Origin of the sequence: Halorussus vallis (assembly GCF_024138165.1) — an archaeon.
Taxonomy (GTDB): Archaea; Halobacteriota; Halobacteria; order Halobacteriales; family Haladaptataceae; genus Halorussus; species Halorussus vallis.
Map to the genome: position 1 here is coordinate 2,643,006 of NZ_CP100000.1, position 20,312 is coordinate 2,663,317.

At 67.7% G+C, this 20,312-nt stretch carries 18 protein-coding genes; 7 read left to right on the forward strand and 11 right to left on the reverse strand.

Annotated features, from left to right (window positions below; genetic code table 11):
- Positions 1-34: 34 nt before the first annotated feature.
- The 3 genes from NGM07_RS13360 to NGM07_RS13370 form a co-directional block, all read right to left on the reverse strand.
- Positions 35-187, reverse strand: coding sequence for a C2H2-type zinc finger protein (locus NGM07_RS13360; RefSeq protein WP_253512354.1), 153 nt, complete (start codon positions 185-187; stop codon positions 35-37).
- A 308-nt stretch (positions 188-495) separates the two neighbouring features.
- Positions 496-1,125: a rubrerythrin family protein gene (locus NGM07_RS13365; protein ID WP_253512355.1), complete on the reverse strand. Its 630-nt coding sequence runs from the start codon at positions 1,123-1,125 to the stop codon at positions 496-498.
- A gap of 380 nt (positions 1,126-1,505) precedes the next feature.
- Positions 1,506-2,369, reverse strand: coding sequence for a sulfurtransferase (locus NGM07_RS13370; protein ID WP_253512357.1), 864 nt, complete (start codon positions 2,367-2,369; stop codon positions 1,506-1,508).
- A gap of 231 nt (positions 2,370-2,600) precedes the next feature.
- Here NGM07_RS13370 and NGM07_RS13375 point away from each other — a divergent pair, with 231 nt between their 5' ends.
- The gene (locus NGM07_RS13375; protein WP_253512359.1) at positions 2,601-3,389 is read left to right on the forward strand and encodes a sulfurtransferase; all 789 of its coding nucleotides are present in this window, start codon (positions 2,601-2,603) and stop codon (positions 3,387-3,389) included.
- Positions 3,390-3,409: 20 nt separating this feature from the next.
- Here the strand turns inward: NGM07_RS13375 and NGM07_RS13380 are convergent, their stop codons facing one another.
- Both NGM07_RS13380 and NGM07_RS13385 read right to left on the reverse strand, forming a co-directional pair.
- Complete coding sequence (locus NGM07_RS13380) at positions 3,410-6,073, reverse strand: PAS domain S-box protein (RefSeq protein ID WP_253512361.1); 2,664 nt, start codon at positions 6,071-6,073, stop codon at positions 3,410-3,412.
- Positions 6,074-6,199: 126 nt separating this feature from the next.
- Positions 6,200-7,204 (reverse strand): AI-2E family transporter, encoded by a 1,005-nt coding sequence (locus tag NGM07_RS13385; protein WP_253512363.1) that lies wholly within the window; start codon positions 7,202-7,204, stop codon positions 6,200-6,202.
- A gap of 117 nt (positions 7,205-7,321) precedes the next feature.
- Here NGM07_RS13385 and NGM07_RS13390 point away from each other — a divergent pair, with 117 nt between their 5' ends.
- The 3 genes from NGM07_RS13390 to NGM07_RS13400 are packed head-to-tail and all read left to right on the forward strand — an operon-like array spanning position 7,322 to position 11,442.
- The gene (locus NGM07_RS13390; RefSeq protein WP_253512365.1) at positions 7,322-8,479 is read left to right on the forward strand and encodes a thiamine ABC transporter substrate-binding protein; all 1,158 of its coding nucleotides are present in this window, start codon (positions 7,322-7,324) and stop codon (positions 8,477-8,479) included.
- 39 nt (positions 8,480-8,518) lie between these two features.
- Positions 8,519-10,390 carry an ABC transporter permease gene (locus NGM07_RS13395; RefSeq protein ID WP_382193539.1) on the forward strand — a complete coding sequence of 624 codons (1,872 nt, stop codon included), beginning with the start codon at positions 8,519-8,521 and terminating at the stop codon, positions 10,388-10,390.
- Positions 10,387-11,442: an ABC transporter ATP-binding protein gene (locus tag NGM07_RS13400; protein WP_368410298.1), complete on the forward strand. Its 1,056-nt coding sequence runs from the start codon at positions 10,387-10,389 to the stop codon at positions 11,440-11,442. The genes NGM07_RS13395 and NGM07_RS13400 overlap by 4 nt, the downstream gene beginning before the upstream one ends.
- 7 nt (positions 11,443-11,449) lie before the next feature.
- Here NGM07_RS13400 and NGM07_RS13405 read toward each other — a convergent pair whose 3' ends face one another.
- The 6 genes from NGM07_RS13405 to NGM07_RS13430 form a co-directional block, all read right to left on the reverse strand.
- On the reverse strand, positions 11,450-11,671 hold the full coding sequence (locus tag NGM07_RS13405; protein ID WP_253512369.1) for a hypothetical protein: 222 nt from the start codon (positions 11,669-11,671) through the stop codon (positions 11,450-11,452).
- Complete coding sequence (locus tag NGM07_RS13410; RefSeq protein WP_253512372.1) at positions 11,668-11,838, reverse strand: hypothetical protein; 171 nt, start codon at positions 11,836-11,838, stop codon at positions 11,668-11,670. Before NGM07_RS13410 ends, NGM07_RS13405 begins: the two co-directional genes overlap by 4 nt.
- 174 nt (positions 11,839-12,012) lie before the next feature.
- Positions 12,013-12,582: a twin-arginine translocation signal domain-containing protein gene (locus NGM07_RS13415; RefSeq protein WP_253512373.1), complete on the reverse strand. Its 570-nt coding sequence runs from the start codon at positions 12,580-12,582 to the stop codon at positions 12,013-12,015.
- Positions 12,583-12,682: 100 nt separating this feature from the next.
- A complete protein-coding gene (locus tag NGM07_RS13420) occupies positions 12,683-13,561 on the reverse strand; it encodes a cupredoxin domain-containing protein (protein WP_253512376.1) in 879 nt (292 codons plus the stop codon).
- Between the two features lie 158 nt (positions 13,562-13,719).
- Entirely contained in the window at positions 13,720-15,435 is a 1,716-nt protein-coding gene (locus tag NGM07_RS13425; RefSeq protein ID WP_253512378.1) for an outer membrane protein assembly factor BamB family protein, read from the reverse strand.
- 213 nt (positions 15,436-15,648) lie between these two features.
- Entirely contained in the window at positions 15,649-17,997 is a 2,349-nt protein-coding gene (locus NGM07_RS13430; protein ID WP_253512381.1) for an ATP-dependent DNA helicase, read from the reverse strand.
- A 720-nt stretch (positions 17,998-18,717) separates the two neighbouring features.
- Here NGM07_RS13430 and NGM07_RS13435 point away from each other — a divergent pair.
- From NGM07_RS13435 to NGM07_RS13445, 3 genes are all read left to right on the forward strand, one after another.
- The gene (locus NGM07_RS13435; protein WP_253512383.1) at positions 18,718-19,278 is read left to right on the forward strand and encodes a DUF1684 domain-containing protein; all 561 of its coding nucleotides are present in this window, start codon (positions 18,718-18,720) and stop codon (positions 19,276-19,278) included.
- 132 nt (positions 19,279-19,410) lie between these two features.
- Positions 19,411-19,626: a non-structural maintenance of chromosomes element 1 family protein gene (locus NGM07_RS13440; protein WP_253512386.1), complete on the forward strand. Its 216-nt coding sequence runs from the start codon at positions 19,411-19,413 to the stop codon at positions 19,624-19,626.
- Between the two features lie 69 nt (positions 19,627-19,695).
- Positions 19,696-20,274, forward strand: coding sequence for a peroxidase-related enzyme (locus NGM07_RS13445; protein ID WP_253512389.1), 579 nt, complete (start codon positions 19,696-19,698; stop codon positions 20,272-20,274).
- Positions 20,275-20,312 lie beyond the last annotated feature (38 nt).

The window sequence follows — 20,312 nt, forward strand, 5'->3', positions numbered from 1 at the left end:
AAGTCCGATGGCAGTTCCGGATTTCCGACAGTAGTTACTCGAACGACAGGTCGTTGGGATCCTCGGCGACGACCCACCAGTGGACATCCCGCTTGGGGTGTCTGCGCTCGACGTGGGCTTCGAGGTCGTCCCCGCTGTCGAAGTCCTTCCCGCAGAGGTTGCATCGGTGGTGGCGCTTGTGAGGCATGGCGAAGGTGGTACGCCGGACGCGGCAAAAGCCCTACCGGCGATGACAGTCGTTCCAAATCGGTATCTCAATCGACAGCTCCTCACTGGACGAGGCCGGAAGGCGGTAGTCGCACCGGTTGCTCTCAGATGCGAGCGAACGAAGTGAGCGAGCGTGTCCTTTTTGGTCCGGATTTTCTCGAGCACCGTGGGAGCGAAGCTCCCACGAACCGTGCGAGCGGCGGAGCCGCGAGCAGAGAGCGGTGGCTAATTCGCCTTCGGCGAATTAGCCATCCGACGAAGAAAAAAAGTAGAACGAAAGGTGGGGACCTAGCAGACCGGCTTCGGATTCACGCCCATCGACTCCAGTGACTCGGTGTACTCCTCGTAGGCCGCCTGAATCGCGCCGCCGGCCGCCTCCTTCGCGCGCTCGTAGTCGTCGTCGCTCTCGCAGACCTCCTCCAGCAGGTCGGTCGCGCGCTCTAACTGGCCGTCGAGATCGTCGCCCAAGTCGCGGAACAGTTGAGCGGTCTGCGGGTCGGCCTGCCCGACGAAGAAGCCGACCATCTGGGACTTCGACTGGTCGCTGGCGAGGATGCGCCCGAGCAGGCCGCCGACTCGGCCCTGGGTGTCCTCGACGCCCCGGAGGTACTCGTGGAGCGCCGGCACCTCGCTCGGTTCGTGGTCCTCGCCGAGTTTTCCGACGACCTTCTCGTAGTGGTCGCGCTCCTCGTCGGCAGTCTCGGCGAAGACCTCGCGCGCGGTGTCGTCGTCCTCCGAGTCGGCCCACTCCTCGAACGTCTCGGCGGCGGCGTACTCCGAGTCGGCGGCGGCCCGGAACACGTCCTCGGGGTCCATCTCGCCGCCGGTCGCGGCGTACAGCGACTTCGAGGAGCCGAGTCGTGAGAGGGCGGTTTCGTTGTCGTCGCGGACCGCGTCGAGGAAGTCCTCTGCGTTCATGGCTCGTGGTACGGAGGGCGGGCGTTTGTAAGTAGCGACGGCGGAAAGAGTGGACAGTAGACGTGTCCGTTTCGGAAACGTTCGTCAGTTAGTTACGAGTGACAACAACCGAGTCAGTGACCGCTTCGAAAGCCCCCGGCCGCTACGCTCCCGCGGCTCGATGCGCTCCTCGGTCGCGCCTTCGGCGCACCCTGCGGTGCTTGACTTCGCCGGGGTTCGCGTAGCGGCCGGCCCCTTTCAGTCCCACCCTGGCGGCTGGTTCACCGAGCGCTACCCGTGATCTGTGTCGCCGAGCGCGACCCTCGGCCGGTAATCTACTGTTGCGGAAAATGGGAAGACGCGTCTCGTTTCGCCCGTCGGTCGAAGCCGCGGGTCCGTCGTCAGTTGCTGCCCTTCTCGATGGGCGCGTCGACGAGGTTGCCCCACTCGGTCCACGACCCGTCGTAGTTGACGGTGTCGTCGTAGCCCAGCAGTTCGTGGAGCGCGAACCAGGCGACCGACGAGCGCTCGCCGATGCGGCAGTACGCGACCGTCGTGCCCTCGCCGTCGATGTCCTCGTCGGCGTAGAGTTCCTGGAGTTCGTCGCGGTCCTTGAACGTCCCATCGTCGTTGGTCACCGCGGCCCACGAGATGTTCTTCGCGCCCGGGATGTGGCCGCCGCGCTGGGCGGTCTCCTGGAGTCCTGGTGGGGCGAGCACTTCGCCGGAGAACTCCTCGGGCGAGCGAACGTCCACGAGGGGGACGCCGCGGTCGATGGCCTTCTCGACGTCGTCGCGGTACGCGCGGATGGACTCGCGCGGGCCGCCGGCGTCGTAGGACTGCTCGGAGAACTCCGGCACCTCGTCGGTGGTCGGGTAGTCGTTCTCCAGCCAGTAGTCGCGGCCGCCGTCGAGCAGGCGGACGTCGTCGTGGCCGTAGTACTTGAACTGCCAGTAGGCGTAGGCGGCGAACCAGTTGGAGTTGTCGCCGTAGAGGACGACCGTCGAGTCCTCGGTGATGCCGTGGCCGCCCAGCAGGTCCTCGAAGTCTCCCTTCTCGAGGATGTCGCGCTGGGTCTGGTCCTGCAGTTGCGTCTCCCAGTTGAAGCCGATGGCGCCGGGGGCGTGACTCTCCTCGTAGGCCTCGGTGTCGACGTCGACCTCGACGAGTCGGTACTCGGGGTCGTCGCTCTGGAACTCCTCCAGGTGGTCTTCCACCCAGTCGGCCGTGACGAGAACGTCGTTTGCGTACTCGGTGTCGCTCATACGTCCACTCCTTGACGACGTAGCGTTATATTACCTTTACTCACGGTAGGTACCGCCTCGTGTCGGCTTTACCGGAAAGGATTGCCAGTTGGTTGCCCCGGCCGCCCTCCTCCCCGAGAGGCGATGTGTCTCCCCGACGGAGAGGCGGCAGTACTTACCGGGACCTCGGAGTCCCCGCGAAAGGTCGCCCGAACCGGGAGATTAAGCCTTCGGAGGCGCTACCGTGGGGTGATGCAGGAGAACGTCGTAGTGAGCGCCGACTGGCTCGCCGACCGCCTCGGCGAGGTGGCCGTCGTGGACGTGCGCGACGCCTGGGAGTACGAGGGCATCGGCCACGTGCCGACCGCGGTCAACGTCCCTTTCGACACCTTCCGGAGCGCCGAGGAGAGCGACGAAGGGATGTTGCCGGGCGCCGAGCGGTGGGCCGAACTGCTCGGCGACGCGGGTATCGAGAACGACGACACTATCGTCGCCTACGACGACACCCACGGCGTGTTCGCGGCGCGGTTCCTCGTCACGGCCGAACTGTACGGCCACGAAGACCTCCGCCTGCTCGACGGCGACTTTAGTTCGTGGACCCGCGAGCACGAGACGACCACCGACGTCCCGGACCCCGAACCGACCGCCTACGAGGTCCGTGAACCCGCCGCCTCGCCGCTGGTCGACCGCGAGGCGGTCGAAGTGGCGGTGGACGCGCCCGACGACGACACGGTCATCGTCGACACCCGCACCCCCGAGGAGTTCGCGGCGGGCCACGTCCCCGGCGCGGTCAACCTCGACTGGAAGGAACTCGTCGACGACGACTCTCGCGGATTGAAACCTCGGGAGGAACTCGAAGCGATACTGTCCGACCGGGGTATCACGCCCGACCGCCGCGTGCTGCTCTACTGCAACACCGCTCGACGAATCAGCCACACCTACGTCGTCCTCTCGTTCCTGGGGTACGACGACCTCGCGTTCTACGAGGGAAGCCTGACCGAGTGGGAGGCCGTCGGCGGTCCCATCGAGACGGGGTCGTAATCGTCCGGTCGCGCGGCGAGTCAGTCGTCGAAGTTCGTGAATTCGAAGCGCGCGCCGCCCGTCTCGCTCTCGGTCACCCGACAGTCCCACTCGTACACCTCGGCCAACTGCTGGACGAACGCCAGTCCGAGACCGGTCCCGCCTTCCTCGGCGGCGGTCGTGTAGCCCGCCTCGAAGACGGTTTTCCGGTCGTTTTTCGGGATGCCAGGACCGTCGTCGGCCACGTAGAAGCCGTTCGGTAAGTCGCCGACCGTGACGGTGACGTCCGACCCGCCGTGTTCGACCGCGTTCTCGAAGAGGTTGCGGAAGAGGTGGCGGATGTACGTCTCGTCGGCCTGTCTCGTGGTATCGAGCGCGACGTCCAGGGTCGCCTCGGGCGTCTCCACTTCTCCCCACGCCTGCGCGGCCACGTCCGCGAGTCGGACCGCGCTCCCCTCCTCGACCGCCTCCTGACCCCGGGCCAGCACCAGCAGGACGTCGATCATGTCCTCGATGCGGTCGAACGCCTCGGTGACGTACTCGACCGCGTCGGGGGCCGCCTCGGCCGGGAGTTGGCTCCCGTATATCTGGCCGATGGTGACGGGGTTGCGGAGTTCGTGGGCCAGCATGCTCGCGAAACTGTCCAGGCGGTCCTTCTGGCGCTGGAGGCGGCGCTCGCGGTCGGTCCGCTTGAGCGCGGCCTCCGCGGTGGCCGCGACGAGTTCGACGAGGCTCTCCATGTTCTCGTCGAACGTCCCCTGGTCGGCCGCCTCGACCGCGAGCGCGCCGTACTCACCCAACGGCACTACCATCGTCCGGCGCTCGCCGGTTTCGTCGGCGTCGTCGGTCGGGGCGGCCCCCTCGAACAGCGTCACGCCGTCGGCGATGCTCCGCCGGATTTTCTCGTCGTCCTCGGCGGTGAGCGACCTCGCCCGCTCCGTCGTCGATTCGGCGCCGCGCGACGAACTCATCAGTTCGAGCACGTCCTCGTCGGCGTCGTAGGAGTAGACGACCGCGTCGGCCAGCGCGATGTCGTCCGTGAGCGTCTCGACGATGATATCGCCGATCTCCTCGCGGGTTTCCGTCTGGAGCAGTCCGCGGGTCGACTCCTGGAGCGCGGTGAGCGTCTGTTCGCGTTCCTTGCGCCTGATAGCCGCTATCGCGTGACTGATGGTTTCGCCCAGTTCGCTCATCACGGCTATCTTGCGCTCGTCGAAGGCCGACTCGTGCTCGGCGTACACGGTCAGGACGCCGTACTCGACCTCGTTGTACCGGAGCGGAACCGTTATCGCCGACTCGTAGCCCGCCGTGAGCGAGGCGTCCCGCCACGGTTCGCCCGCGGGGTCGTTTCGCAGATATTGGACGGGCTGGACCTCCCGGGTCCGGAGCGCGGTCGCCCCGACGCCCTTCTCCGTCCGCTCGGCGATCTCGGCGTCCGTGGTCCGAATCGCGTCCAGGTACTCGTCGCTGACCCCGGCCCACGCTCGGGGCGTGATCGTCTCGTAGTCCTCGGTGTACTCGGCGGTCCACGCCGCGGAGTACGTGTTCGACGCCGCCAACCGGTCGCACACCTCCTGTTCTATCTCCTCGCGCGACGTCGCCGTGACGAGCGCCTGGTCGATGTCCCGGATGACCGCGTTTATCTGGTTGAGTTCGTCCAACTCGTCGCGCTGACTGCGGAGTCGTTGCTCGTACAGGTGGCGCTCGGTCATGTCCCGGGTGACCTTCGCGAAGCCCCGCAGGTTCCCGTCGTCGTCGTGGAGGGCCGTGATGGTGACGTTGGCCCAGAACGTCCCGCCGCCCTTCTGGACGCGCTTGCCTTCGTCTTCGACCCGTCCGTTCTCGACGGCCTTCTCGAGGTTCCGCTCGGGGACGCCGTTCTCGCGGGCCTCGTCGGTGTAGAACGTCGAGAAGTGTTCGCCGACGATCTCGTCCTCCTCGTAGCCCTTCAACTGCTCGGCGCCACGGTTCCAGGTCTGGACGATTCCGTCGGAGTCCAGCAGGAAGATAGCGTAGTCCTTGACCTCCCGAACGAGCGTCTCGAACCGCCTTTTCTGCTCGCGGAGTCGCTGTTCGTACTCGTGGCGCTCGGTCATGTCCCGGGTGACCTTGACGAACCCGCGGAGTTCACCGTCGTCGTCTCGGACCGACGTTATCGTCACGCTGGCCCAGAACCGCTCGCCGTCGTTCCTGAGCCGCCACCCCTTGTCCTCGGTGCGTCCGTCCTCCCTGGCCCTCGCGAGATTTCGCTCGGGGATGCCGTTCTCGCGGTCCTCGTCGGTGTAGAACGTCGAGAAGTGCTCGCCGATGATCTCGTCTTCCTCGTAACCCTTCAACTGCTCGGCGCCACGGTTCCAGGTCTGGACGATTCCGTCGGGGTCGAGCACGAAGATGGCGTAGTCGGTGACCGACTGGACGAGTTCGCGAAACTGCGCCTGTTCGAGCGTCGACTCCGTGCCCGACTGAGCGGCCGACCCCCTGTCTGGCGGCCGCCACCAGAGTCGCCGGTCCGAACCGACCTCCCTGGTTTCCAGTTCACCACACTCGACCAACGCTTCGAGTCGCTCGGCGGTCGCATGCTCCGTACGGTCCAACGCGTCAGCGACCTCGCCCGTCGTGAGTGGTCGCCCGGGCGAATCGCCCCGGGTGAACACGTCGAGCGTGTCGTCGGGCGTGCGTCGTGACGGAGGCCCGGACGTTCCCATACGCGGTAGTCCCACGCGACGGGTATAAATGAACCTTTCCAGATCGACTAACGTCAAGTCCTTCGCACTCTTTCACGACGATCCGCCGGAGTTGCGGAAAAGGCCGTGGAGCGCGACGGCCGCCCGCTATTCGGGTTCTTCGTGCCCGTGGCCGTTGACCTCGACCGTCAGCATCTGTGAGGCCTCCACGAGGAGTGCGACCACGAGCGGTCCCGCGATGAATCCGACGGGGCCGAGGCTGAGCAGGCCGCCGGTGAAGCCGACGAAGTAGAGGCTTCCGGGGAGGTGGGCCGTCTCGCGGGCGAGGCGCGGCCGGACGACCGCATCGGGAAGCCACCCGACGACGACGCTGGCCACGACGGCGAACAGGACCGCGCCGGTCGCGTCACCGACCGTGAACCGGTGGACCGCGAGCAGGGCGACCAAAAACGAGGGGCCGACGATGGGCAGGAACTGGAGGAGTCCCGAGACGATGGCGAGCGTCACGTAGAACTCGAAGTCGAACAGGACGAACACCGGGAGCGCGACGAGGAAGGTGGCGAGTGCCGTCGCGGCCTGGAGGACGTAGATGGCGAACAGCGTCTCGCGGGTGCGCTCGTGGAAGGCGGTCGCGATGTCCCGGTGGGCTGCCGGAACCAGTCCCAGCAGCGCCCGGCGGACCTCTCCGCGGTGAATCAACAGCGCGAACACCAGCATCGCGAACAGCGTGGCCTTGAGCGCGAGGATGGGCGCGAGGCGGGCGATAGACAGCGCGAGTCCGGTCAGGGACTCTCGGGAGAGTCTGACGACGACGCTCGCGTCGAGCGTGTAGACGAAGCCGAACAGTTCGACCGTCGTGCTCCGCGGGAGTTCCCGGATGAGCGCGAGCAACTCGGCCTGCCGGCGGTATATCAGGAAGCCGAACGAGGCGAAGACGACGACCACGCCGACGAACGCGAGCGCCGTCGCGACCGCGCTGGCCCACCACGGCGGGAGCCCCCGGTCGACCAGTCGGCGGTGGAGCGGGACGAGGACGTAGGCGACGGTGATGGCGAAGAAGACCGTCGCGAGCACGTCGAACAGCACCGCGGCCGAGAGGGCGACGAGCGCCAGAAAGACGGCGCCCACCGCGCGCTGTCTCGTTCCGGACATGTTCGACCCTGCGCAAGCGGAGGTGATAGGCTTTCGGCTCTCGACTCTCGCCCGGCCCGGCACCGGGGCGACCGCACATCACGCGAATTAAGTACCACCGACTGTAATAACCGGGTAATGAAACGACGAACCTTCGTCAAAAGCGGCGCGGCGGGAGCGCTCGTCGGCCTCGCCGGTTGCACCGGCGGCGGGACCGGCGGCCAGGGGACGACCGCGAACGGCGGGACGACGACCGGCGACGCGACCACGACCGCGGAGACCGAAACCGCGGCGGCGAAGACGACCCGCGAGAACCTCAGCGGGACGCTGACGGTCGCGACGTACAGTTCGTTCGTCGACGCGCCGAGTTCCTCGCCCGGCAAGTGGCTCAAGCAGACCTTCGAGAAGCGCCACCCGGACGTGACCGTGAAGTTCCGGACGCCCGAGAACGAACTCAACTACTACATCCAGCGGGCCGCCCAGGGCGTCGACCTCGACGCCGACCTCTACGTCGGAGTCAACCCCGACCACCTCATCCGCATCGACGAGAAACTGGGCGGCAAGAAGCTGTTCGAACCGACGGCGCAGTCGCTGTCGAACTACGGCCACGTCAAGGACAGCCTGAAGTTCGACCCGAAGCACCGCGCAGTGCCCTACGACACGGGGTACATCAGCCTCGTCTACAACGAGAACCAGATTAAACAGGCGCCCACGACGTTCGCCGACCTGCTGAAGGACCGCTACCAGGGCAAGCTCATCGTCCAGAACGCCAAGACCGCCGTCACGGGCCGGGCGTTCCTGCTGTGGACCGTCCACACCGTCGGCGAGGACCGCTACCTCGACTGGTGGCGGAAGCTCGCGAACAACGGCGCCAAGATAATGGGGTCGTGGGACGACGCCTACACCGCCTACGAGAACGGCGAGGCCCCGATGGTCGTGTCGTACTCGACCGACCAGGTGTACGCCAACCGCTACAACAAGGACATGAGCAAGCACCAGGTCGGCTTCCTCAACGACCAGGGGTACGCCAACCCCGAGGGGATGGCGAAGTTCGCCGGCACCGACCAGTCGGCGCTCGCCGAGGCGTTCATGGACTTCATGCTCGAGAAGGAGGCCCAGAAGCAGATCGCCCAACGCAACGTCCAGTTCCCCGCGACCGACTGGGCGCCGCTGGGCGAGGAGTTCAAGAAGTACGCCAAGGAGCCGCCGAACCCCGTCACGTTCACCTACGACCAACTGAAGGGCAACGTCGACGACTGGGTCGACTCGTGGGCGCGCGAGATAGCCAGCAAGTAACGCCAGCGATAACCGACCGGCGACGAGAACGGAGGACGAGTGAGCGACAGACGCGAGGACGCGACCGAGAACCCGGAGTCCGGTAGCGCGCCCGGAGCGCCAGCGTCGGACGGCGCGCCCGGAACCCGCGAGCGAGAGCCAGTCGCCCGCGCTCGCGCGGGCGACTGGCTCGAACGCCGCGCGCTGACGGTGCTCGGCGTTGTGACGGCGGCGGTCCTGCTCGTGGTCTTCTACTACCCTGTCCTCACGGTGTTCGCCGACGCGGTCCGGGTCGGCGGACGGTTCACGACCGAGGTCGTCGCCGAGGTGCTGACCGACCCGTTCTACTTCGGCGTGCTCGCCCCGCTCCTCTCGGGCGACTTCGCCGAACTCGGCGACGTCGCCGCCGACACGCCGCTGGGGCTGTTCGGCTTCACGGCGTTCCAGGCGCTACTCTCGACGGTCGCCAGCGTCGCGCTCGGCGTCCCCGGCGCCTACGTCCTCTCTCGCTACGAGTTCCCCGGCCGGCGGACGATTCGTTCGCTGACCATCGTCCCGTTCGTCCTGCCCTCCATCATGGTCGCCATCGGATTCTACGCCTTCTTCGGCGCGAACGGTCCCGTCAACGACCTGCTCGCCGCGCTCGGGTTCGGCCGGGCGAACCTGCTGTTGACCCTCGAAGCGATAATCGTCGCCCACGCCTTCTACAACGCGCCGCTGGTCGCGCGGGTCACCACCGCGGCGTGGGAGAGCGTGGACGCCCGGATGGTCGAAACCGCCCGCTCGCTCGGCGCGAACCCGCGGCGAGCGTTCCGCAACGTGCTCGCACCCCAACTCCTGCCGGCGATTCTGACGGGCGCGCTCCTAACCTTCGTCTTCACGTTCATGTCGTTCCCCATCGTGCTCGCGCTCGGCGGGTTCGAGTTGGCGACCGTCGAGGTGTGGGTGTACTCGCTGGTCCAGGACCTGGACTACGCCGAGGCCGCGACGCTCGCCGCGTTCGAAACCGTGCTCTCGCTCGTACTGACCTACGCCTACCTCCGGTACGAGGCCCGGCAGGCCGGCGGTGCGCGCGCGGCGAATCCGCCGGCCCGCAAGCGACTCGTCCCCGACGACTGGACGCCCGGCGCCGCGCTCGAACGCGCCGGCGTCCTCGCCTACGCCGTCGTGGTCGCCGTGGTGTTCGTCGGCCCGCTGGCGAGCATGGTCGTCGAGAGCCTGACCGGGCCGCAGGGGTTCACCCTCCAGTACTACCGGTTCCTCGTCGAGCGCCAGGTCGAGGGCGCCTCGTTCCAGACCAAGCCCGGCGTGGCGGTGCGCAACTCCCTGCTGTTCGGCGTCGCCACCCTCGTCGTCGCGCTCCCGATGGGCGTCACCGTCGCGGTGCTGACGACCCGGGGCGGCCGGGGGCGAAAGCTGGCCGACACCGCCGCGATGGCGCCGCTGGCGGTCAGCGGCGTCGTCGTCGGCCTCGGGATGCTCCGGGGACTGGTCTTCGGCGTCGAACTCTGGGGGACGAGGGTCCAGGTTTCGGGGCCGGTCGCCATCGTGGCGGCCCACGCCGTCGCGGCCTACCCCTTCGTGGTCCGGAACGTCGCGCCCCTGCTGGCGGGCGTCGACCGCTCGATGGTCGAGTCGGCCCGCGCGCTCGGGGCGACCCGGGCGCGGGCGCTCCTCGACGTCGAACTCCCGCTGGTCGCCTCGGGAGTGGCCGCGGGCGCCGCCTTCGCGTTCGCCATCAGCGTCGGCGAGTTCGATTCGACGGTGATTTTGGCCACGGGGAGTTCGAGTTACACGATGCCCGTCGCCGTCGAGCGCTACATCGGCAGCCAGACCCTCGGCCCGGCCACCGCGATGGGGACGGTGCTGCTGGTCGTGACCAGCGTCGCGTTCGTCGCGGTCGACAGACTGGGAGGGCGGTGGGAGACGTGACCGACCTCCACCTCGACGCCGTCTCGAAGTCCTTCGGCAACGTGACCGCGCTCCGCGCCGTCGACCTCGACGTGGCCGACGGCGAGTTCTTCACGCTGGTCGGCCCGTCGGGGTGCGGCAAGACCACCACCCTGCGGGCGGTCGCGGGGTTCGAGACGCCCGACTCGGGGTCGGTCCGGTTCGGCGACCGCGAGATGACCGGCGTCGCCCCCGAGGACCGCGACGTGGGCGTGGTCTTCCAGAACTACGCGCTGTTTCCCCACATGACCGTCGCGGAGAACGTCGCCTACGGCCTGCGGTTCCGCGAGACGCCGCGGGGACGCTCGCGGGACGAGCGGGTCGCCGACCTGCTCGAACTGGTCGACCTCGCCGGGTTCGGCGACCGGGACCCCGACGAACTGTCTGGTGGCCAGCGCCAGCGCGTCGCGCTGGCGCGGGCGCTCGCGCCCGGCCCGGAGGTGCTCCTGCTCGACGAACCGATGAGCGCGCTCGACGCCCGCCTCCGCCAGACGCTGCGGACCCAGGTCAAGCGAATTCAGTCGGAACTCGGCATCACGACCCTCTACGTCACCCACGACCAGGAGGAGGCGCTGGCGGTGAGCGACCGGGTGGCCGTGATGAACGACGGTCGGGTCGAACAGGTCGGCCGCCCCGAGGACGTCTATCGCCGGCCTGCGACCCGCTTCGTCGCGGAGTTCGTCGGCGACAACAACGTCTTCGAGGGCGAACTCCGGGACGGGTCGGTGCGGGTCGGGGACGCGGCGTTCCGCGTCGCCGACCTCGACCGCTCGCCGGGCGGGGCCGTCACCTTCTGCGTGCGGCCGGAGGTGCTCGAACTCGGCGCGACCGAGAACGCCTTCGAGGCGACGGTCGAAACCGTCGAGTTCCTCGGCGAATCCTTTCGGGTCCACCTCGACTGGGACGGCCGACCCGTGGTGCTCCGGGTCGAGGAACGCCCGGAGCGAGAGCGCCTGCGGGTCGGTTTCGACCCCGAGGACGCCCACGTGGTTTCCGCCGCCGGAAGCGGGCGGGCGGTCGCCGAGGAGCGGTGAGCGCCCGTCACTCGCGGGGAAAACAGCGGGTGCAATCGTCGTAGAAGACGGTCTGGCGCGCCGAGAGCTTCCGCCACCCGGCGTCGTCGCGGTGGAGGAACGTGCGGCACGCCGGTTCGTCGCCGGTTTCGTCGGGCCGGTGGCGCTTCTTCGTGGTCGGGGACGGACTCACGATGTAGTACCCCTCGGCGTCGCCGGGGGCGTCGGAAGTGTCGCGTCGCGTACTCATCGGTAGTCCTCCAGGTCGACGACGCTCGCCGACGCGGCGTTGATCCACTCGTGGGTTTCGCCGGGGGTGTAGACGACGAGTTCCGGCGTCCCGTCGCTGCCGGTTCGGGCGTAGGTTTCGATGCTGTTCTCGGTTCGGTCGTCGGTGGGGGTGGCGCGTGTTTTCATGTCGGGTGCCTCCCGTGGGATACCGATATCGGGTAGGCGTCGGACGGGGTTAAGGGCGAGCCATGACCGCGGTGAAAGTGAAACTGAGAGGGCCGGTCGGAAACACGCGCAGGTACTTCGACCTCGCCGACGCTCGAATCGCCGGTCGATTCCCAAAGAAGGAGTCGGGCGGTTTCAGTAACCGCCACCGCCGCCGCCACCGTCGGTCGTCGTGCCGTTCGCCGCTGTCGTCGTCCCGCCGGCCGTGGTCGTCTCGAACCCGGTGCCGAACTGGATGTCGCCGCGCATTCGCTTCGGGTGGTACTCGCAGTAGTACTGGGCCATCTCCTCGCTCGCCGTGAACGTCAGCGACGCGGTGGCTCCCATCTGCTCGTTCGACTCGCTCGCCACGATTTCGCCCCCGTTCGCGTCCTCGATGATGAGTTCGTGTTCGTGGCCGTCGAGGTTCATCCAGACGATTTCGTACCGCTGGCCCGACTGCAGTTGGAGCGTCGGGTTCTCTGCTCCGTGAATCGCCGACGGTGCGAGGCCGAACCAGTGTTCGACCTCGCCGCCGAGCAGTATCGTCGTCGCCTGGCCGCCGGCCGTCGTGGTTTCCTGGCCGGTCGTCGTCCCCTGGCCGGCCGCGAGCCCGCCGAGGCTCGTGGCCGCCCCGACCGCGCCGGTCGCCAGCAGGAAACTGCGCCGCGATGCGACGTCGCTGTTCGCGTTGTCGTTACTGTCGGAACCGCTCGATCGTGTCATTCTTCCCCACCGAGCGCGAGGTACGACCCCGGTCGTTCAAAATGTTACCGGCCGAAACGGTCTGGCAACCCGGACGAGAGAGCGGTTCGAAGCGTCTCCGCTACCGCCGGACGAGTCCCTCGCCGGTCACGACCTCGACTCCGCCCCGCATCGACTGCGGATGGAACGCACAGAAGTACTCGGCCATCGCCGGTGTCGCCTCGAACGACGTCTCGTGGGTTTCGCCCACGCCGTCTCGGTCACTGGTGTCGGCGAGGTCCTCGCCGCTCGCGTCCGCGACGTGGAAGTCGTGCTCGACGCCGTCGAGGTTCACCCAGACGAGGTCGTACTCGCGTCCCGCTCGGAGCCGAAGCGTCGGATTCGGTCGCCCCCGAATTCCGGCCGGCGTGAGGCCGAGCCAGTAGCCCACCTGCGCGCCGAGCACGACGGTCGTCTCGTCCAGCACCGGCGGCCGCTCGCTCGCGCGGGTAGTTTCGTCGTCTGCCGTCGTCTCCGTTCCCGTCGCCGTCTCCTCTCCCGTTTCTCCGCCGCCGCTCGTCGCGCCCCCCGATTCGACCGCCACCGTCCCGCGCATCGTCTGCGGGTGCACCTCGCAGTAGTACTCGGCCATCGCCGGCGTCGCCTCGAACTCGACGGTCTGTGTCGCGCCCCGCTCGGAGACGATGTCCGTCTCCACGAGCGGGTTCCCGTCCGAGTCTTCGACCACGAAACTGTGCGGAACCCCGTCGGCGTTGGTCCACGTGACTCGGTAGGTCACGCCGGGGTCGAGCGACAGCGCCGGATTCGTCATCCCTGCGATCGATTGCGGCGTCCGACCGACCCACCCCGAGACCGCTCCGTCCAGCGCGATTTCGGTCGCCTGTACCCGCCTGAATTTCTCCACTCCCCGTACTCCCCCGATTCCTGCGAGCGCCCCGGTCGTCGTGGCGGCCGCGAGGACGGCCCGCCGCGACAGTCGCGCGTGCTGATTTTCCCCCATCGAGACGCGTTACTACCGCTGAGCCGATAAATCGAGTGGGCGGTATCGGCGCGCCGTTCGACGTACCGGTGAAAAAAGACCGCGACGCCGGTCGATTCGAGGACCGTCGAAGCGTTCGACGGTCCTCGAAGCATTCCGATGTCCTAGAAGTCGCTCGCCTACGCTCCGGCGTCGAGCGTAATCGTCTCCGTCGCCGTCTTGCCGTCGCTACTGGTGACGCGTAGTGTGACTTCGACGCTGCCGCACGCCGGAACGGTCACTTCGGCGCGTTTGCCCGTGGTCTCGAAGGTGCCGTCACCGTCGAGGTCCCACTCGTACGTCACTATCTCGTCGTCCTCGTCGCTCGCGTCCGCCCGCAGTTTGACGGTCGAGTTGCCGCCGAGTTCTCCGTCTTCGGCGTCCTTCGGCGCGGTCCGAATCGTCGCCGTCGGTTCGGAGTCCCGCGTCCGCGGTTCGTCGTCTGCGACCTGATGCTCGTCGCTCGGTTTCGTCTCGCTCCCGTTGAGCGCGTAGACTTCTCCACCCAACTCTAATGACCGGTCGTCGTTCTCGGCGACGTAGACGTGACCGTTCGCGGGTGCCGTGACGAACGGGTCCTCGTACCGTAGTCCACCCTCGGTCGCGTAGCTCCACCGCTCGCTTCCGTCTGCTCGGTCGAGCGAGTAGACGACCGTGTGCGCGGTCGGGTAGTGGACGTACTTCGTCGGGTCTTCACCCTCCTGGAAGCCCGGGCCGTAGTCGCCCTTCGTGGGGAAGTCGCCGCCGACGTACACCGAGTTCGCGCCGACCGATGGCGCGCTCGTGAGTCGCACGGCGGTCCGGAACTGCCAGTCTTCGGTTCCCGTCTTCGCGTCGAGCGCGTGAACCGCACCGACACGCTCGTCGTCGCCGTCTTCGTAGTGGTCGTCGGTCGTGACGTACACCGTCTCGTCCGTCACCGCGGGGGCGCTAATCCAGTCGGACTCGCTGTCCTCGAACTTCGCCCGCACGGGTCGTCGCCATTCGACGCCCCCGTCGTCCGCCGACAGCCGATAGACGACGTTCGGCTGTGCGGTGACGTAGATTGCGCCGTCCGAGACCGCAGGACCGGACATCTCCGACGCGGCCGGGACCGACACGTTCCACTGTTGGCTCCCGTCGCTGGCGTCGTACGCTGTCACGGTTCCCTCGGCACCGGTCACGTAGACGCTGCCGTCGGCGACTGCAAAGCCACTCAACGAAAAGCTCGGGATTTCCGTGGTCTCCGTACTCCATCGCCGTTCGCCGGTTTCGGCGTCGAGCGCGTAGAGAGTCCTGTTCGAAATTGCGTACACCGTGCCGTCGGCCACGGTCGCACCGGTCGCCCAGTCGGTCGCTTCCTCGAACCGCCACTTCGTCTCGCCCGTCTCGGCGTCGAACGCGAACAGTCCGGCCTTGCCGACATCGTAGCTCGGCGGACTGGTAATCGTCTCCGTGGACGCGAACACCGTGTCGCCGGAGACGGCGGGCGTGCCGACCACGACCGAGAGGTCGGTTCTGTTCCACTCTTCCACACCGGTCGTCGCGTTGTGCGCGACGACCGCGCCCTTGGCGACCGCGGTGTCGGATTGGGATTCGTAACCGACGTAGGCGGTCCCGTCGGCGACGGCGACGCCAGACGGTTCGCCCTCTCCTTCCGGTTTCCACGCGGTGTCTGCGTACGTTGCGCTCGGTCCACTCGCGTTCGTCACGCCGGTTCGTCCGCCGTCCGCGCGCTCTCCGGGCCACGCGCCGTCCGCTTCGGCCGCGTTGGCCGCGGTCGGCGACCCGGCGAGGACCGCGCCGCCGAGCGACGCAGACGAGACGACGAGGATCGTCGTTACTAGTAGTACCGATAACTTCGTTTCTCGTTTCATTGCTGCTGTCACTATGTCTCCTTTCGTCGCTCAGTCGAATCGACCGAATGCGACACCGAGAACGATTACAATCAGACACCTAACTATTCAGTAGGTAAACAATTCTGAAAGGCTGTTATTCGCTGCACAACTCAGACAGGTGGGTCGCTAACCAGCTTCTACGCGCCGTCTAGCAGTTCTCTGGGGGAAATTGCGGCTCTCGCCGAGGCCGAATCAATCTCGCCAGAACCGCTCCAGCCCCAGCGAGAGCATGTCCGGACTCACCGGCTGAAACTCCTCTCGCTCGGTCGCGGGGAAGTACTCCCGGACGCCGTCCCACGACTCGCGGGCGTACCGGGCGTCGACGAGCACGCGGACGCCCACCTCGTCGACGCCCCGGATGACCCGGCCGAGCGCCTGGCGGGCCTTGCGGACCGCCGGGACGGTCAGCGCGTACTCGAAACCGTCGCCGAACTCGCGGTCGTAGGCGGTCCGCACCGCCTTCGTGCGGGGGCTGGCGGTGTTGATGATGGGGACGCCGCAGACCACCGCGGCGCTGAGTTTGTCGCCCTCGTAGTCGACGCCCTCCGTGAGGGTGCCCCGAAGGCTCGTCACGAGGACCTTCGACTCACCGCCGAAGAACTCGGCCTTGAGGTCTTCGGTGGCCTCGTCGGCGCTGGACTCGTCGAGCAGGACGGGTTTCTCGACCTTCGGGTTCTCCCGGAGGCTCTCGGCGGCCCACTCGGCCTCGGCGTAGTTGGGCATCCCGACCAGGACGTTACCGGGGGTGCTGGTCGCCACGTCGCGGAGCGCGTCGGCGTACACCTGCCGAGTGGGGGTTTCCTCGCCCGGTGCGCCCCGGTTGTCGTAGGTGAACTTCGGAGCGTCGACCGCGAAGCTCTCGCGGTTGGCCTCGGGGAAGTTCAGGCCGTAGGTCCGCTCGACGACCGGGCGGCGCTCCTCGCCCTCCAGGTGGTTCAGCCCCGTCACCTCCTCGAACACGTCGACCGGTTCGAGGGTCGCGCTCATCAGCACGCCGCCGCCGAACTCCGAGAGTCGCTCGCCGATGGCGTCGCTGGGCACGCAGTTCTGCATGGCGAGGCGGGCGTTGTACGCCCGCCGCCACGACTGGGGAGGTTCGGCGTCGTTCCACGTGCGTTCGAGTTCTATCTCCCGGAAGTAGCGCTCGTGGTCGTTGCGGTACCACTCGCCGAGCACGCGGCCCGCGGCGGGCGCGGCCCGCTCTTTCTCCTCGTCTTCGGCCTCGTTCAGGATGCGAGCGACCACCGAGCCGACCGCTTCGGCGCGCACCCAGACGCCGTCGTGGTAGCCCCGGTTGGCGGCCCACTCCGATATCTCGTCCTCCTGCGGTTCGGTCGGCGGGCGCAGGGGGATTTCGGCGTCCGGCAGGTCGGGGAGGTTCGACTTCCAGCCCCGGTGTTCGCGTTCGAGGTACTCGGTCACCCGGCGGTCGAGTTCCTCGCGGAGTTCCCGGAGGAACTCGCGGGTTTCTTCGAGTTCCGAGAGGCTCACGTCGCTGTCGCCGAGTTCGCCCCGGACGAGGTCGGCGTCGGCGGTGGTGTGGCTCTCCTGCCCGTCGAACTTGATGGGCTGGATGACCCGCGTGAGTTCGGATTCGGCGTCCCGAAGCGTCTTGTCGGCCACCGCGTCGCTGACGAGGTCCCGGACGCGGGGTTCGAGCATGTGGGCCTCGTCGCAGACCACGAACGTCGAATCGTCGAGCAGCGCGCCGGTGAACGTCGCGGTGGTGACGGGGTCGAACGCGTGGTAGTAGTTGCCCACGACGACCTCGGCGTGGGCCAGCACCGCGCCCATCATCGAGTGGGGGCAGGTACCGTACTCGACCGACCGCGCGACCAGCGTCTCGGGGTCGATGAGCCCCATCGACTCGAAGTCGAAGGGGACCGCCTCGATGGGTTCGCCGTCCTCGGGCATGTCCTCGAGGAACTGGGCGTAGAACGGACAGTACTCCAGGTTGTCGTACTCGGGCATCTGCGGCGGGTAGGGCGTCGGCTCGTCGGCGGTTTCGAGGTACGAGGCGGCCGCCCGGCCCTGCGCGCCCGAGTCGGCGAGCCCGGTCTGCTGGCTCCGGGCGCGCGAGACGAGGTTCTGGGCCGTGGTCGACCCGCCCTCGCCGGTGATGGCCCGGGTGTCCTCCCGGAGCGTCTCGCACCGCCCGTAGACGTTCTCGTCGTCGATACCGCCGGCGTTCTCACGGTTGTACGGACAGACGTCGGCCTTCCCGACGAGCGTCAGCCCCGTGACGGGGTTCCAGTCGTCGGGGAGGTTCGCGTTGATGGTCCGGAGGTCCGCCTCGAACTGCCGAAGTTGTTGCTTGACGCTCGTGAGGACGACCACGCGTTCGTAGTCGCTGTCGGGGTCGCGGACCAGGTGGATGCCGGCGGTCAGCGCCAGCATCGTCTTGCCGGTCCCGCAGGCCCCCTCCACGACCGCGAAGCCGCCCCGCTCGGCGGTATCGATGGCCGTCTCGATGCCGTCGACCTGCTCGTCGTAGGCTGCGTCGTGGCCGAAAATCTCGCGCCACGAATCTGCGGAAGTCACTGCACCGAGGTAGCGCTTCTTCGGGTTTGAACGTTTGGATGGCGCGGTGGAAGTGAAGGTGAGCGTCTCTAAACGCAACGACCAGCGGAACTGTGACCGCCCAGAAAGCCCCCGGGCGCTCGCGGTCGCTGGCCGGGATATGCGGTTCGCGCCTGCGGCGCTCACCGAATAGTGGCCCGTCCAGACGACCTAGCCCTTCGGGCGCGAGTACCCGGCCCCTTTCAGTCCCACCCGAACCGCACCGCGCCACACCCTCCCCAGCCGACTCCCTCACGCCTGCGGCGTTCAGTCGTCCCTCGCGCGGCTTGGTCGCGGCACGGGGCCGCGACCCCGCGCGCCACGCCGGCTGTGGAGATGCGCGAGATAGTCTCCCGGTCACGGCGCGCGCTGGCGCGACCTCGTGTCGCGCCGTCCTCGTGCGAGGGATGAGCGAACGGAGTGAGCGAATCGGCTGGGGAGGGCGTGGCGTGCGGTCGCGGTGTTGCCTGGCGGACTGAAAGGGCGAGTGCGTCTCGGCGAAGCACGGCGACGTAAGCACCACAGGCCGTGCCGAGGGCACGGCCGAGGAGCGCAGCGAGCCGCGCGAGTCGAGCGCACGAGGGCTTTCTGGCGGTTCACGTTCTCCCGTCGGTATCTGAACGTCTCGGTTGCAGCGCTTGCTGACTCAACCGTCTGGTATCGATGAGAAGCATTACCCGCGACCAAACACAACTCACGTCCATGACCGAAGCCGAGCAGGACGACTTCGATCCCGAGCAGTGGCGCGCCGAACTCGAAGGCCACCGCGAGCAGAAGGACGAGTTCCTGGCCGACCATCCACAGTCGCCGCTCCCGCCCGAGGAGCGCGAGGGCTTCGCGGGCCTCGAGTACTTCGACCCGGACCCCGACTACCGCGTTCGCGCCGAGGTCGAGGTCCACGACGACCCCGAACCGGTCGAGATGGACGTGAGCGCCGGTCGCCCCCAGCGGTACCTCCGGGTGGCGACCTTGCACTTCGACCTCGACGGCGAGGCGTACGAACTCGCGGGGTACCGTCAGGAGGAACAGGAGGGCCTGTTCGTCCCCTTCCGCGACAAGACCACGGGCCAGCAGAGCTACCAGGACGGCCGGTATATGGAGTTCGAAACCGAGGCCGACCTCGAAGACGGTGCGGAGATGGTGCTGGACTTCAACCTGGCGTACTCGCCGTTCTGCGCGTTCAGCGAGGTGTTCTCCTGTCCTCTGCCGCCCGAGGAGAACTGGCTGGAAACCGAGATTCTCGCGGGCGAGAAGGCTCCGTAGACGGCCTTCGCGCTCGCCACACCCGGCCGACGCTCGCCGCGCCCGTCCGTACACTCGCCGTGACCTCCCGGACCCGACGGCACCAGGGACGAACTCATGCCACCCCGTCACGAAGGCTTCGACGGGGGAGCTATGTCCGCCAATCTCAAACAGCGAATCCGGCGCGTCGTCGCCGAGCAAACCGCCGAGAGCGAATCGGGGACCGTGAGCGAGCAGACGCTCAAGCGAATCCTCTCCGGGAACGCCGGCGTCGAACCGCCCGAGGTCGAAGCTGCGCTCGACGAACTCGTCGAAGACGGGACGCTGCGGAAGGTCGACGGCGAGTACGCACCGTCGGCGGAGGCCTGACCTGGCCGGACGCGTTCGGACGGTTCGGGACGCAGACTTAACTGGTGACCTCGCGTGGTTCCGCCCGCCATGGCCGACGAGCCGATGACCCGTTTTCCCGTTCCCGACCTCGAATCGCTCCCGGAGGACCTCCGCGACCGAATCGAGGAAGAAACCGAGCGCGCCGGCTTCACGCCGAACGTCTTCAGCGCGTTCGGCTACAAGCCCAGCCACTTCCGGCCGTTCTTCCAGTACCACGACGCCTTAGTGGAGGACACGCCGCTCGACCGCGAGGAAGTCGAGATGATCGTGGTGACGGTCAGCGGGGTCAACGACTGCCTCTACTGCGTGGTCGCCCACGGCGCGCTCTGCCGATTCTACAGCGAGCGTCCGAAGTTGGCCGACCAACTCGCGACGAACCACCGCGCCGCCGACCTCTCGGCGCGCCGCCGGGCGATGCTCGACTTCGCCGTGAAACTCACCGAGGAACCGAGGCGCGTGACGGGCGACGACCTCGACGCGCTCCGGGAGGCGGGCCTGTCCGACGAGGAGATCTGGGACGTGGGGAGCGTCACCGCCTTCTTCAACCTGAGCAACCGGATGGCGACGATGGCCGACATGCGCCCGAACGACGAGTTCTACGGGTTCGCACGCGAGATGGACGAGTAGCCGGCGGTGCCTCCAAGCCAATAGAGTATAAGGCACGT

Coding starts and splice junctions, on each gene's coding strand:
- NGM07_RS13415 (WP_253512373.1), bottom strand. CDS start 12,582: ATGACACGATCGAGCGGTTCCGACAGTAACGACAACGCGAACAGCGAC.
- NGM07_RS13440 (WP_253512386.1), top strand. CDS start 19,411: ATGTCCGCCAATCTCAAACAGCGAATCCGGCGCGTCGTCGCCGAGCAA.
- NGM07_RS13390 (WP_253512365.1), top strand. CDS start 7,322: ATGAAACGACGAACCTTCGTCAAAAGCGGCGCGGCGGGAGCGCTCGTC.
- NGM07_RS13385 (WP_253512363.1), bottom strand. CDS start 7,204: ATGTCCGGAACGAGACAGCGCGCGGTGGGCGCCGTCTTTCTGGCGCTC.
- NGM07_RS13360 (WP_253512354.1), bottom strand. CDS start 187: ATGCCTCACAAGCGCCACCACCGATGCAACCTCTGCGGGAAGGACTTC.
- NGM07_RS13435 (WP_253512383.1), top strand. CDS start 18,718: ATGACCGAAGCCGAGCAGGACGACTTCGATCCCGAGCAGTGGCGCGCC.
- NGM07_RS13425 (WP_253512378.1), bottom strand. CDS start 15,435: ATGAAACGAGAAACGAAGTTATCGGTACTACTAGTAACGACGATCCTC.
- NGM07_RS13405 (WP_253512369.1), bottom strand. CDS start 11,671: ATGAGTACGCGACGCGACACTTCCGACGCCCCCGGCGACGCCGAGGGG.
- NGM07_RS13370 (WP_253512357.1), bottom strand. CDS start 2,369: ATGAGCGACACCGAGTACGCAAACGACGTTCTCGTCACGGCCGACTGG.
- NGM07_RS13375 (WP_253512359.1), top strand. CDS start 2,601: ATGCAGGAGAACGTCGTAGTGAGCGCCGACTGGCTCGCCGACCGCCTC.
- NGM07_RS13420 (WP_253512376.1), bottom strand. CDS start 13,561: ATGGGGGAAAATCAGCACGCGCGACTGTCGCGGCGGGCCGTCCTCGCG.
- NGM07_RS13380 (WP_253512361.1), bottom strand. CDS start 6,073: ATGGGAACGTCCGGGCCTCCGTCACGACGCACGCCCGACGACACGCTC.
- NGM07_RS13365 (WP_253512355.1), bottom strand. CDS start 1,125: ATGAACGCAGAGGACTTCCTCGACGCGGTCCGCGACGACAACGAAACC.
- NGM07_RS13410 (WP_253512372.1), bottom strand. CDS start 11,838: ATGAAAACACGCGCCACCCCCACCGACGACCGAACCGAGAACAGCATC.
- NGM07_RS13445 (WP_253512389.1), top strand. CDS start 19,696: ATGGCCGACGAGCCGATGACCCGTTTTCCCGTTCCCGACCTCGAATCG.